Annotated in this window: 6 protein-coding genes; all 6 read left to right on the top strand. The window is 38.8% G+C overall.

Features of this window, described 5'->3' with window-relative positions:
* Positions 1–277: 277 nt before the first annotated feature.
* The 6 genes from ACFFUE_RS00260 to ACFFUE_RS00285 all read left to right on the top strand — a co-directional run bounded on the left by ACFFUE_RS00260 (position 278) and on the right by ACFFUE_RS00285 (position 13,568).
* Complete coding sequence (locus tag ACFFUE_RS00260) at positions 278–6,085, top strand: alpha-2-macroglobulin family protein (RefSeq protein WP_376831752.1); 5,808 nt, start codon at positions 278–280, stop codon at positions 6,083–6,085.
* 524 nt (positions 6,086–6,609) lie between these two features.
* Positions 6,610–7,659, top strand: a complete 1,050-nt coding sequence (gene queA, locus ACFFUE_RS00265) for a tRNA preQ1(34) S-adenosylmethionine ribosyltransferase-isomerase QueA (protein WP_327984776.1) — start codon at positions 6,610–6,612, stop codon at positions 7,657–7,659.
* Positions 7,660–7,875: 216 nt separating this feature from the next.
* Entirely contained in the window at positions 7,876–8,907 is a 1,032-nt protein-coding gene (gene rlmN / locus ACFFUE_RS00270) for a dual-specificity RNA methyltransferase RlmN (RefSeq protein ID WP_376831755.1), read from the top strand.
* Between the two features lie 225 nt (positions 8,908–9,132).
* The gene (locus ACFFUE_RS00275; RefSeq protein WP_376831757.1) at positions 9,133–9,999 is read left to right on the top strand and encodes a YjiK family protein; all 867 of its coding nucleotides are present in this window, start codon (positions 9,133–9,135) and stop codon (positions 9,997–9,999) included.
* Positions 10,000–10,100: 101 nt separating this feature from the next.
* Entirely contained in the window at positions 10,101–11,033 is a 933-nt protein-coding gene (locus tag ACFFUE_RS00280; protein WP_376832200.1) for a polyprenyl synthetase family protein, read from the top strand.
* Positions 11,034–11,141: 108 nt separating this feature from the next.
* Positions 11,142–13,568 (top strand): alpha-ketoacid dehydrogenase subunit alpha/beta, encoded by a 2,427-nt coding sequence (locus ACFFUE_RS00285; RefSeq protein WP_376831759.1) that lies wholly within the window; start codon positions 11,142–11,144, stop codon positions 13,566–13,568.
* Positions 13,569–13,592: the final 24 nt, after the last annotated feature.

Raw genomic sequence — 13,592 nt, forward strand, 5'->3', positions numbered from 1 at the left:
AGTTTCCGTTTGTTTTTATTGGCTAGTAGTAGTGAATAACTTCTAGGTTAAACGCATGAAATTCATAATCCATTAATAACTAACGATTTGCACTTCCGTTGTTTTCTATAAAATCAATCAAGGCTAAATTATAATACGCTGATATTCAATATGTGTATTTGTGAAATATCTTTAAAAGTTTAATTTCGTGCGTTTAGCCTATTTTAAATTCCTCAAGAAACCAGCCAATGGCTCTTTTTTTGTATATTGTAACCATTATTATAAGGTTTAATTGGTTATGAAAAACATCGGAACGCTCATTCTTTTATTTTTAATGATGAATATAACGCCACTTTTTAGTCAAGATTACTACGAACTCCAATGGAAGCAAGTGGAGAACAATGCTAAAAAAGGCATTTATAAATCTAATCTGCCTATTTTTTTAGATATCCAGGGTAGGGCAAAGAAAGAAGGCAATGTTACCCAGCTCATTCGTGCCTTGAAAGGTGAGTTTGGCATTCTTACCACTACGCACGATGATACTCAAAACGATTTAGACTCCCAGTTTTTCAAGAAATTGGGCGAAATAGAAACATCACTTAAAGGGGAAAATCAATTGGTTTTTCAGGTGTTGAAAGGGAGTTTCATTAAGGAATATTATAACAATAATCGTTGGGAAATAGATGGTAGAACAGCCATTGATAAGCAAGATTTTTCTCAGATAGAAACTTGGTCTAAACTAGACTTTAAAAACTATCTATCTCAGCATTTTTCAAAGATGGAGCAAAATACTCAGGCTTTGAAAAATATTCCCATTTCCAAATATCAATCCATATTTATCCGCACCGAAGATTTAGAATATTATCCTGATTTATTCACTTGGAATGCAGTTCAATATATTGAGTTTCTGAAAGATATAAATTTATTTACCCAAAATGAACTCGTTGGAAATCAGCCGAAAATAGACACGCAATACACTGCGTTGGTAGCTCATAATACGGGGAATTCCAGATTGATGTTTAGGCATAAACTATTGAAAGAGCGTTGTATAGCAAGCCATTGTAAAGATGAATTGCAACAACTCATCGTATTGGAAAAAGAGGCGTCTGGCGACTACGCAGTGAAAATTATTTCGGATATCGCACAGCAACTGAACCAGCAAGGAAAAGAAAAAGAATCTTTGGAATGGCTACGAAAAGCAGAAGAAAAATATCCTAAATCTCCTTTTTTAAACGAAGTTAAAAATGAAATTAATGAGATTACTGCCGCCAATTTAGAATTGGCGTTTAATGCTGAAAACTCACAGAACTTGCCGATACATTTGGTAGCAGAGCATAAAAATGTCAATCAGTTTTCAATGACTATTTATCAAGTGAAAGATGATGAGCATCGTTTTTTGAGATTTATTAATGATTCAAGGAGAAGGTTTTCAGGGCTTAATAAAACTTTGATACGCAAAGAAACTTTTGATTTAGAGAACAAAAAAGATTACAGAAATTACAAAACCTCCTTAGCCATTCAGCCTTTGCCAGCGGGTATCTATGTGGGCGAGTATGTGGTCAATGGCAAGGTGCAAGGGTATTTTCATTTCATTGTGAGCAATACCACGCTGGTCTATAAAAGTAAAAGCACTAAAAGTACTTCCAATAATATTTTGAAATTGGTAGATAGAGAGAACGGACAACATTTTAAAAATCAAAAGGTAGAGGTTTATGAACTGGGGCATTCTAATCAACTGATTAAAACCGAATACACCACCAATGCGGAAGGTGAATTTAGTCTCTCTCCCGAAGAAGAAAACATTTATAGTAGAATACTATTAATAAAGCGTTCAGGTACAGAGGAATATCATTATTTCAATGATTGGGAGAGGAACTCATATTACCCTAATCGAGAGCATACGAAATACAAAGCCCAAATCTTTTTAGATAGAGCCATTTATAGGCCAGGGCAAGTGGTTTATTTTAAGGTGATTAGCACGAAGCTTAATCTGGACAAAGAGGAGGTTTTTGCTAATACCATCCAAGAGGTAATTTTGCACGATGCCAATGGTGAGGAGATTGCAAAACAACAATTCACCACCAATGAATATGGCTCTTATCACGGTAGTTTTACCTTGCCAAAGGGTTTGCTCAATGGTCATTTTTATATTGAGGTAAAGGCTAAAAATGCTTTGGAGACTTTATATGAAAGCAAATCTTTCCAAGTAGAAGAGTACAAAAAACCAAACTTTGAGGTTACATTTATGCCTATCAAGGAGGAATATCAATATGGGCAAACCATTGCATTGAAGGGGAAGGCAGTTTCTTTTTCGGGCGTTCCATTAAACAATGTAGAGGTGCAATATGAGATTAAGAAGGAAAATATAAGATGGAAATACTTTGGGTGGTACCCTCACGAAGTAGAGGATAACGAAAACTCTATTTTAGGTGCCGCAACTACCGATGAAAAAGGGGAGTTTACCATTTCTTTGGATTTGAAAAAAGATGATAATGTAGAGGGCGTGCAGGTGCATCACTATGTTATAGAAGCAGATGTAACGGACATTAACGGCGAAACGCAGTCGGCATCCACCAGTTTAAGAGTGGCATCGGTGTCGCATTATATCACAGCATCTAGTGTGCAGGATACTTTCAGTGATGAGGCGGTGAAAATAAAGGTGGAAACAAAGAACTATAGCGAGCAAAATCTAAAAAAATCCTATTCTGTGAAGCTCTCTCAGCTAGAAGCTCCGCAGCGGGTTTTTAGGGGTAATTTTAGAAAAGAAATACAAGATTTGCCGAAGTTGTCGCGTGAAGAGTTTATCCGAAAATTTCCACACGATAGATATGATAAAAACGATTTGCCAGAGCATTGGAAAACCATTAAAACCACAGAAAGAATGGCAACTCCCGAGGAAGTAGAGCAATCTTGGCTCCAATTGGGAAAACTTTCCGCAGGGCATTATCAGCTGGAGTTATACAACATCGAAGGGCAAGATACCATCCGATATCAAAAGCAATTTGAAGTATTTGATAAACGCTTTTTAGCCGATACTCAAAAGCCATTTTTAAAGGTTTTACAAGGTAAAAAGAAACTGAAGCAGAATGAGAAAGGTAGCCTGTATATTTACTCTGCCATTCCTAACGCTAAGGTGAATATCTATGTGCAGAAAGGAGATGGAGAGACCTATACTATTAGCAAGAATTTAGATAATGGTGTATTGCATTACGAGGTTGAAAATCAGATGAATGAGGAATTTCCGCAGTTGGATGTTCAGGTGCAGTTGGTGGCATATAATGACATTCAAACACAGAATGTTAATTTTACCTATCTATCAGAAAAGCAACCGCTAAGGATAGAGACGGTAACCTTCCGAGATAAGTTGCAGCCTAATTCTAAAGAACGCTGGACGGTGAAAATCTTAGGCAATGATAAAGAAAAAGTACAAGCCGAAGTTTTAGCCAATATGTACGACAAAGCTTTGGACCAATTCGCTTCCAACAGCTATTCTTGGACACCTTTACTAAGAAAGTATTCCATTATCAAGCATTATGCTATCAGCAAAAGATTGACATACCAACATTATAATGATGAGTTTGAGTACCTTTCTGAGGAATATATAGAGATGCCTTTTTTTGAGTGGAGGGAGGAACAATATTATATGGAGAGTTTTCCGATGCCAAGGATGGCAGCATTAGCAGAGATTGCAGCAGAGGGCGCTCCTATGGCTTTTAAATCAAAGGGAAATGCTGATAGTGGTCTTTCGGCTAATCAAGAAGAGGTAGAAAATCTCGCCAAAGTTCCCGTTCGTGATAATCTGAAAGAAACGGCATTTTTCTATCCTAATTTGCTTACGGATAACGAAGGGAATGTACAGTTTGAATTTACATCTCCAGAAGCACTCACGCAGTGGAAACTGATGTTTTTGGCTCATACCAAAGACGCTCGTGCTGCCGTACTGGAACAGCAGGTGATAACGCAGAAAGAATTTTCTGTAACGCCCAATTATCCAAGGTTTTTAAGAGAAGGCGATGGGATGCAGTTCCAGTCTAAACTGAGCAATCTGACGGATAAACCATTGAATGGAGTGGCTCAATTGCAGATTTTAGATGCCCTTACCAATGAAGAGATAACGGAGCATTTTGGCGTTTCGCAGAGGAATCAAGCGTTCCAGTTGAATGGTAATGCCAGTACCGCGGTGAAGTGGAATATCAAAGTGCCAAGCCAATATTCATCCATTATTCTGAAAGTGGTAGCCAAAGCGGGAGATTATGCCGATGGAGAGCAAAAGGCCCTCCCGATATTGCCTAATCGAATTTTGGTAACCGATACCCAGCCTATTTTGGTAAAAGAAGGACAGACCAAGACTTTTGTTTTGAAAAACTTAGCTGAAAATCGTTCCTCTACGGTGAAAAATGTGTCTAATACGCTGGAGCTTACCACTAATCCTATTTGGGAAATTATGCTGGCTTTACCGAGCTTGAAAGATGATGCCCATTGGTCTGCAGATGTTCAGTTTAATAGATGGTTTGCAGATGTTTTAGCATCGGAAATCTTCAAGGCTAATCCGAAATTGAAAGCCGTTTTTGATGAATATCAAAATAAAGGATTATTGGTTTCAAACTTGGAGAAACATCAAGAATTGAAACAACTGCTATTCGAGGAAACGCCGTGGATTTTGGAAAGTAAAACCGAAACGGAACAGATGCAAAAACTTGCCAGATTGTTTGATGCCAATACAATGCGTCAGTCCATTCATCAAGATTGGAATGACCTGAAGAAACTGCAAAACCCAGATGGCGGTTTTAGTTGGTATTCTGGTTATCCAAGCTCGTATTATACTTCGCTTTATATTCTGAAAAATTGGGGTAGAATCAAAGCGTGGCTCAAGGGGAATATGACCGATTATACAGATGGCGATGCTAAGGCAATGGAGCGAAAGCTGGTGGCGTATGTAGATGAGTTTATCCACCAATATGCTGAAACGCGAGGGAAAACGGTTTGGAATAATTTCGTGTTAGATTATCTGGATACCCGCCACTATTGGGAGAAAGACTATCCACTGAAAGGCAAGGGAGCTCAGCTGAAAACCCTCGTTATCCAGCAAGCATCTAAGGCAGATATCAAAGACTTTACCTTCTTTGGTTTGCACCGTGCGGCGATGCTTTTCCATCATTATCAGTTATCGAGGGTTTCCAAAAAACTACTCACTTACCTCAAAGAAACTTCTACGGAAACAGAGACGCAAGGGATTTATTGGAAACAAAACCTGAACGACTGGGGCTGGCACTCATCCAAAGTGGTAAACCACGCGGGGGCATTAGAAGCCTTTGAAGCCTTGATGCCAAATGATACCGCCTTCATTGAAGAGCTCAAAATATGGCTGATAACCCAAAAAGAAGTTTCTGCGTGGGAGACTTCCAGAAGTACAGCGGAGGTTATCTATACCATTTTAAACAGCGGAAAATCTTGGACTACAGCGGAGAGCGAGAAAGTAGCCATCACTTGGGGTGGAAAGCCACTTCAGGAGCGAGATGGGGTGCAGCGTGCTACGGGATATTTGAAATCTTCGGTTCAGTCGGATAAGGTAGATGCAGATTTAGCCTCGGTTACCATTACAAAATCAGGAGCGGGTATCGTTCAGGGTGGCGTGTTTTGGCAGTATTATGAGGATTTGGATAAAGTGAAATCCACAGCAACGCACCTTTCTGTAAGCAAAGAGTTTTATAAGAAAATAAAAACCGAAAACGGTGAAGAACTGAAAAAAATAACACCTACCACCCCTCTGAAAATAGGGGATAAAGTAACGGTAAGATTAATTTTAAACACCGATAGGGCTATGGAATTTATCCATCTGAAAGATATGCGAGCGGCAGGGCTAGAGCCATTGGATGTGATATCGGGCTACCGTTGGAAGAATAATTTGGGGTATTACCAGAGTACCAAAGATGCTTCTACCAACTTCTACATAGAATATATGCCGAAGGGGAAATATGTCTTTGAGTACGATTTGGTTTGTAACGCTTCGGGAGATTTCAGCAGTGGTATTACCACACTCCAGAATTACTACGCTCCACAGATGAACGCCCGTGAAGGCGGAATGAGGCTAGAGATAGGGGAGTAGAGGGGAAAGAAGTATGATTTATTTTGCATAAAGTATCAATAAAACCTTCCAAGAAGCAATTTTTGGGAGGTTGTTGTTTTAAGAAAATAAAAAGTTTATGGCTTTCTGTGCAATTGGGGTTAGCTAATCCCAAGTTATGCAGTAGAAAAAAACACTTTATATTTTAGAAAAATTACCTTTTATTTAGATAGTTTGAATTTTCAATACTTTCTTCAAGGTTCTATTTTTTTACCATCTAATCTAGCCTTTTACCATCAATAATCTATCCTTTCATTTTTCAATAGGGATGGGTTTTAACCCGACTTTTGGTATGATTTTCCCAAAAGGCTTTAGCCAAATTAAAACTTTTTTGCTTTATTCTAAATGAAAAATGGAGTCGTTGCTTCTTAGACCACTATTGCGGAATTTGTTTCAATCCTTATTTCTATTACTATTTTGATATTTTTCTTTCAAAGACTTGACATTGGGTGTTTATCACAGTATCTTTGCAAACTTTAATTTTATAGATAAAATCCGTAAATTTTATGAAAACATCAGATTTTAATTTTCACTTGCCAGAAGAACTCTTGGCAGAGCATCCATCAGAGCATAGAGATGAAGCAAGACTAATGGTACTGAACCGAAAAACAGAAACCATAGAGCACAAACTCTTTAAAGATGTGGTGGATTATTTTGATGAAGGTGATTTGTTCATCTTTAACAATACCAAAGTATTCCCAGCAAGGCTTTATGGTAATAAAGAAAAAACAGGTGCCAAAATAGAGGTGTTCTTACTAAGAGAGTTGGACAGAGAAACCAGAGTTTGGGATGTGCTAGTGGACCCTGCTAGAAAAATAAGAATTGGCAACAAACTCTTCTTTACCGAGGACGAATCTCTGGTAGCAGAGGTGATAGATAATACCACATCTAGAGGAAGAACTCTCAGATTTTTATACGATGGATCTTATGAAGAATTTCGTGCTAAGCTGAAAGAACTGGGAGAAACACCACTTCCAAAGTACATTAAAAGAGCTGTAGAGCCAGAAGATGCAGAGCGATACCAGACCATCTATGCTAAGCACGAAGGTGCCGTAGCGGCTCCTACTGCTGGATTGCACTTCTCAAAACACTTGATGAAACGCCTTGAAATCAAAGGAATTGATTTTGCAGAAGTAACGCTTCACGTAGGTTTGGGAACTTTTAATCCTATCGAAGTGGAGGATTTGTCTAAACATAAAATGGAATCTGAAGAAGCCATTATAGACCAAGTGAATGCCGATATCATCAATAGAGCTGTAGATGCCAATAGAAGAATCTGTGCGGTGGGAACTACCACAATGCGTGCCTTAGAAACTTCGGTTTCTTCTAATAAGAAAATAGGAGCGTACCACGGCTGGACTAATAAATTTATCTATCCGCCACACGATTTTGGAGTTGCCAACGCAATGATTACCAACTTCCATACACCAAAATCTACTCTCATTATGATGATTGCAGCTTTTGCGGGGAAAGATTTTGTAATGCATGCCTATGAAGAAGCCATCAAAGAGAAATACAAATTTTACTCTTATGGTGATGCAATGCTGATATTGTAATTTTTTAATTAGAAGTTATTAGAAGTTAGAGGTGAGAAGTTAGAGGTTAGAAGTTAGAAGTTTGAGGTTTTAAATTGATACATTAATTCACAACTATAATCTTTTTGAAGAAGAATAACAACTCTTCCAACATCTAATATCCAATATCTAATATCTAATATCTAATATCCAATATCTAACCTCTAACTTCTAACCTCCAACCTCTAATCCCCCAAAATGAAAGACATACGGACATTATCATTAGACGAACTCAAAGATTATTTTGCCACCATTGGTGAAAAGCCTTTCCGTGCCAAGCAAGTTTATGATTGGCTGTGGAGCAAAAATCTGCATTCCATTGATGAAATGACCAACCTTTCCAAACCTTTGAGGGACAGGATTTTGCGGGATTTTATCATCAATCCTGTTTCTGTAGATGTTTTGCAAAAATCTACCGATGGCACCATCAAAAACGGCGTAAAACTACACGATGGACTGATGGTAGAATCGGTTCTAATCCCAACCGAAACCCGTACCACCGCCTGCGTATCTTCGCAAGTAGGATGCTCACTCAATTGTGAATTCTGTGCCACCGCAAAACTGAAAAGAATGCGAAATCTGGAAGTAGCAGAGATTGTAGATCAAGTGGCTCTGATAGATAAGCAAAGCAAATTGTACTTTGATAGACCACTCTCCAACATCGTATTTATGGGAATGGGCGAGCCGATGATGAACTACAAAAATGTAGTAGAAGCCATTAGAAAAATTACCCAACCAGATGGAATGGGAATGTCACCAAGGCGTATTACGGTTTCCACTTCGGGAATGCCGAAGATGATTAAAATGCTTGCCGATGAAGATTTGAAGGTGAAATTGGCCCTATCGCTACACTCTGCCATAGAGAAAACACGCAACGAAATAATGCCATTTTCTACCAAATTTCCACTAACCGACATTATGGAAGCCTTGCAATATTGGTATCAAAAAACAGGAAATGTCATCACCTTTGAATATTGTGTATGGAAGGGGATTAATGATAAAGATGAAGACATCAAAGCCCTAATAAAATACTGCAAAAAAGTACCATCTAAGGTGAATCTTATCCAATACAATCCCATCGGGGAAGGCAAGTATGACCATCGAAGTATAGAAGCCGAAGAACGCTATGTACGAGAGCTTTCCAAAGCAGGCGTTACGGTAATGGTACGCCGCAGCCGCGGAGGAGATATTGACGCTGCTTGTGGACAATTAGCCAATAAAACGAATTAATTGTAAGTGGTAAATTGATAATTATTAACCTAAGTTGTGCAGTAGGCTTTAAGCCGTAAGCTTTAATTTCTAATGAGATGGATTTTGTAAACACCTTTTGAAATTTCATCAATTGATAATATATCAATAGTTTAAGCAAGAAGCATCTTTTCAACTGTTTAATCGGGCTTCAAGTTGGTGATTATAATTAACAACTAACAATTAATAATTGACAATTAATAAAATATGAAAATTTCATTTGTTGCTGTTGGATTAATGCTTTCCATTGTTGTTTCTGCTCAGAAGGTGGATTGGTTTAAAATTCATCGGTATAAAGTGGCAAATCTTTCGGAGGAAGTTCAGGAAACTTCTAGCTTAGCTCTGATGGATAATCAACTTTATACTTTAAATGATGGCGATAATCCCTCTGAAATCTTTGAATTGGATAAGACAACAGGGCAAATCCTCAATAGAATTTCCATTCCTTTCCAAAACTTTGATTGGGAAGCCATTGCATCAGATGGTGTCCATTGGTATATTGGCGAGTTTGGTAACAATTGGGGAACAAGAAAAGATTTGAAGATTTATAAAATTCCGAAGGATAGTGTGAAGAATGCGGAAGTCATATCATTTCATTATCCAGAGCAAATCCAATTTAATAAAAACCCTCATCAGCATAATTATGACGCTGAAAGCTTGGTGTATCACAATGGAAATCTGCATCTTTTTACCAAAGAATGGGCGTCTTACCAAACTACGCATTATCAGATAACTCCCTCTGTAAATGAGGATTCTCAACCCGCAAAAAAACTAGAGCAGTATGGCTTAGGCTATTTGGCTACCGATGCCGCCTATTTTGAAGGTCGGCTTTACATTGTTGGCTATACTAAGAAATTAGAAGTCTATCTTACTATTTTTCAGGAAGATGATAAAGGCTTGTTTTTCAGTGGTAAACCAAGGAAATATTACTTAGGTTCTACCGCTTCATTGGGGCAGATAGAAGGCATTGCAGTAAACGAAAAGGGCATCTATATCTCTGGTGAAAAGTTCCGATTTAAGATTTTCAATGCACACCCTACACTTTATTTTATCCCAAAAGAACAATTCCAATAGCCGATATATCGCGGAAAGCCTTATATTTGTGAATCCAATTTAAGCAAACATCTATTGTAGTGAGTCTAGTAGAAGAAATAAAAAAACCGATTGCCGAGGAAATGAAACTTTTTGAACAAAAGTTTTATGAGTCGATGCAAAGTAATGTCCCGTTATTAGACAAAGTAACCCGCTTTATTGTTACCACCAAAGGAAAACAGATGCGACCGATGTTCGTGTTTCTGTGTGCGAAACTCATTGGCGAGGTGAATGAGAAAACCTTTCGCGGAGCTTCTATGATAGAGCTAATCCATACAGCTACATTGGTGCACGATGATGTGGTGGATGAGAGTTTTAAGCGACGTAATTTCTTCTCTATCAATGCTCTTTGGAAAAACAAGGTAGCGGTATTAGTGGGAGATTACCTGCTTTCCAAATCCGTACTACTCTCCACAGACCATAAGGATTTTGACCTGCTGGCGGTAATTTCTAGAACCATCAGAGAGATGTCCGAAGGGGAATTGCTACAATTAGAAAAAGCCCGAAAGCTGGATATTACAGAGGAGGTGTACTATGAAATCATTCGTCAAAAGACAGCTACATTAATTGCTGCTTGCTGTGAAGTAGGCGTACTTTCTAATGATGCCGATGAGATGCTGGCAAAGAAAATGCAAGATTTTGGAACATACACGGGAATGGCGTTTCAGATAAAAGACGACTTGTTTGATTATCTTAGCTCTAATATGATAGGGAAACCTGTGGGCATAGATATTAAGGAGCAAAAAATGACACTTCCGCTGATTTATACCTTGAAAAATGCCAGCGAAAAGGATTATAAATATTACTTTGATACCATTAAGAGGTATAACAATCAGCCCAAGCGTGTGAAAGAGCTTATAGACTTTGTAAAGCAATCGGGAGGGTTAGATTATGCTATTGGGGTGATGAAAGATTTTCAGCAGAAAGCCAAAGATATTCTCAATGAATTTCCAGATTCTGAGGCAAAAAAATCCTTACACCTAATGCTAGACTATGTGATAGAAAGGAAGTTTTAATAAGGCTAATTATCAATAGTCCTCCATTTTATTTTCAATAAAAATCGACTCGGTATTTTATAGATTTTCAAAAATGTTTATATTTGTCAAACTCTATAATTTACAAATATGCAAACAACTTATATAGAAACTCAGGAAGTTTCTTTTCAGGATTTCAAAACCTCGGTGCTCCAAGATTATAAATTGGGCAGGATTTCTCGCGAAATGGCTTATTTGGGAAGAAGGGAGGTGCTGACAGGAAAAGCTAAATTTGGTATTTTTGGCGATGGTAAAGAATTGCCACAGCTGGCAATGGCTAAGGTTTTCAGAAATGGAGACTGGCGTTCGGGATATTATAGAGACCAGACTTTTTCTTTGGCCGTTGGAGCCGTTTCGGTAGAGAGTTTCTTTGCTCAGCTCTATGCGGATACCAGTGTAGAAAGAGAGCCAGCCTCTGGTGGAAGACAGATGAATGGGCATTATGCTACCCGCAGTTTGAATGAAGATGGAAGCTGGAAAAACCTAATGGAGCAGAAGAATATTTCCTCTGATATTTCACCTACTGCAGGGCAAATGCCTCGCCTTTTAGGATTGGCTCAAGCTTCTAAAATTTATAAAGAAATTAGCTTCCCAGGCTCAGAATTATTTTCCAATCAAGGGAATGAAGTTGCATTTGGAACCATAGGCGATGCCTCTACGGCAGAAGGTCATTTTTGGGAAACCCTCAATGCAGCGTGTGCCTTGCAAGTGCCTATGATTGTGAGCATTTGGGATGATGGCTATGGTATTTCGGTGCCTACCCACAACCAAAGGGCTAAAGTGGATATCAGTGAGATGCTTTCAGGGTTTCAAAGAAAAGACGGAGAAAAGCAAGGGTGCGAAATTATCCAAGTAAAAGCGTGGGATTATCCAGCGCTGCTAGATGCCTATGCCCGTGCAGAGCAATTTGCAAGGGTGGAGAGCATCCCAGTAGTGGTGCACGTGGTAGAAGTAACACAGCCACAGGGACACTCTACATCTGGTTCTCACGAGAGATACAAGAGTGAGGAAAGACTGAAGTGGGAGGCAGAGTATGATGGGCTGGTACAGTTCAGAAAATGGATTGAAAACTACAGCGAAAAAATAGATGGCAAAACGCTGACATTGGCAACCGTAGAGGAACTAGATGCCATAGATGCAGAGGCTAAAAAGCTCGTAAAAGAAGGGCAAAAGAAAGCTTGGGATAGCTATCAAGCCCCGATTTTAAATGCTAAAAAAGAAATTTTGAGCCTAGTAGAGGCTTTGAGTTCTAATACAGAAGTGGCGGAGGAAATCGCTAAATTTAAAAAGCTGGTAACAGTTGCTAAAAAGGAAGTTTTCCACTTGGCAAGAAGAGTATTGCTGATTACCAGAGGACAAAATTCGGCTGAAAGACAGGCGCTTCAAGCAAAATATGATGAACTTTATCTTATCGAAAAAGATAATTACTCATCGCATCTATACTCTCAATCTCAGTGGAAAGCGACTAATGTAGAAGAAATTCCACCAGTGTATTCTGATGAATCTCAGGAAGTAGATGGGCGTGTGGTGGTAAGAAACAACTTTGATAAAATCTTTGAAAAATATCCACAGACTTTAGTATTTGGAGAAGATGCAGGGAATATTGGCGATGTAAACCAAGGTTTGGAAGGGATGCAGGAGAAGTATGGGGAAACCAGGGTAGCAGATACGGGTATCCGCGAGGCAACCATCTTAGGGCAAGGTATTGGTATGGCAATGAGAGGGTTAAGACCTATTGCAGAAATTCAGTATTTGGATTATATCCTTTATTGTCTTCAAGGGATGAGCGATGATTTGGCAACGGTACAGTACAGAACCAAAGGCGGTCAGAAGGCTCCCGTTATCATCAGAACGCGTGGACACCGTTTAGAGGGTATTTGGCATTCTGGCTCACCAATGGCAGGAATTTTAAACCTTTCTAAGGGAATTAACATCCTTGTTCCGAGAAGCTTAACCAAAGCGGCAGGTTTCTACAATACAATGCTGAAGACAGACGAACCAGCGGTGATTGTAGAATGCTTGAATGGTTATCGTCTGAAAGAAAAACAACCAGACAACTTAGGTGAGTTTACGGTTCCTGTTGGGAAAATAGAAGTTACTAAGGAAGGAAAAGATGTTACTTTGGTTACTTATGGCTCTACTTGGAGAGTGGTAATGGAAGCGGCAAACGAACTAGAAAAAATAGGAATTTCTGCGGAAGTTATTGATATTCAGTCATTAATTCCATTTGACTTAACCAATGACATTGCGGAGAGTGTGAAGAAAACCAACCGCCTGGTAGTGATAGATGAAGATGTGGAAGGCGGAACTTCTGCGTTTATCTTACAGCAAATTTTGGAAAAACAAAAGGCATTCAGATATTTAGATTCTGACCCATTAACCATTGCAGCGGAGAACCATCGTCCAGCTTATGCAAGTGATGGGGATTACTTTAGCAAGCCTTCTTCGGACGACATTGTGGAAAAAGTCTATGCAATGTTCCACGAGGTAAATCCAACGAAATTTCCTAAAATCTAATTTCTAAATTTAATAAACTAAAAA

Source organism: Bergeyella porcorum, assembly GCF_042427575.1.
GTDB classification, from domain to species: Bacteria; Bacteroidota; Bacteroidia; order Flavobacteriales; family Weeksellaceae; genus Bergeyella; species Bergeyella porcorum.

Bases quoted from the DNA above. Each gene is read 5' to 3' on its own strand.
- ACFFUE_RS00275 (WP_376831757.1), top strand. From the start codon at position 9,133: ATGAAAATTTCATTTGTTGCTGTTGGATTAATGCTTTCCATTGTTGTT.
- ACFFUE_RS00260 (WP_376831752.1), top strand. From the start codon at position 278: ATGAAAAACATCGGAACGCTCATTCTTTTATTTTTAATGATGAATATA.
- ACFFUE_RS00280 (WP_376832200.1), top strand. From the start codon at position 10,101: ATGAAACTTTTTGAACAAAAGTTTTATGAGTCGATGCAAAGTAATGTC.
- rlmN (WP_376831755.1), top strand. From the start codon at position 7,876: ATGAAAGACATACGGACATTATCATTAGACGAACTCAAAGATTATTTT.
- ACFFUE_RS00285 (WP_376831759.1), top strand. From the start codon at position 11,142: ATGCAAACAACTTATATAGAAACTCAGGAAGTTTCTTTTCAGGATTTC.
- queA (WP_327984776.1), top strand. From the start codon at position 6,610: ATGAAAACATCAGATTTTAATTTTCACTTGCCAGAAGAACTCTTGGCA.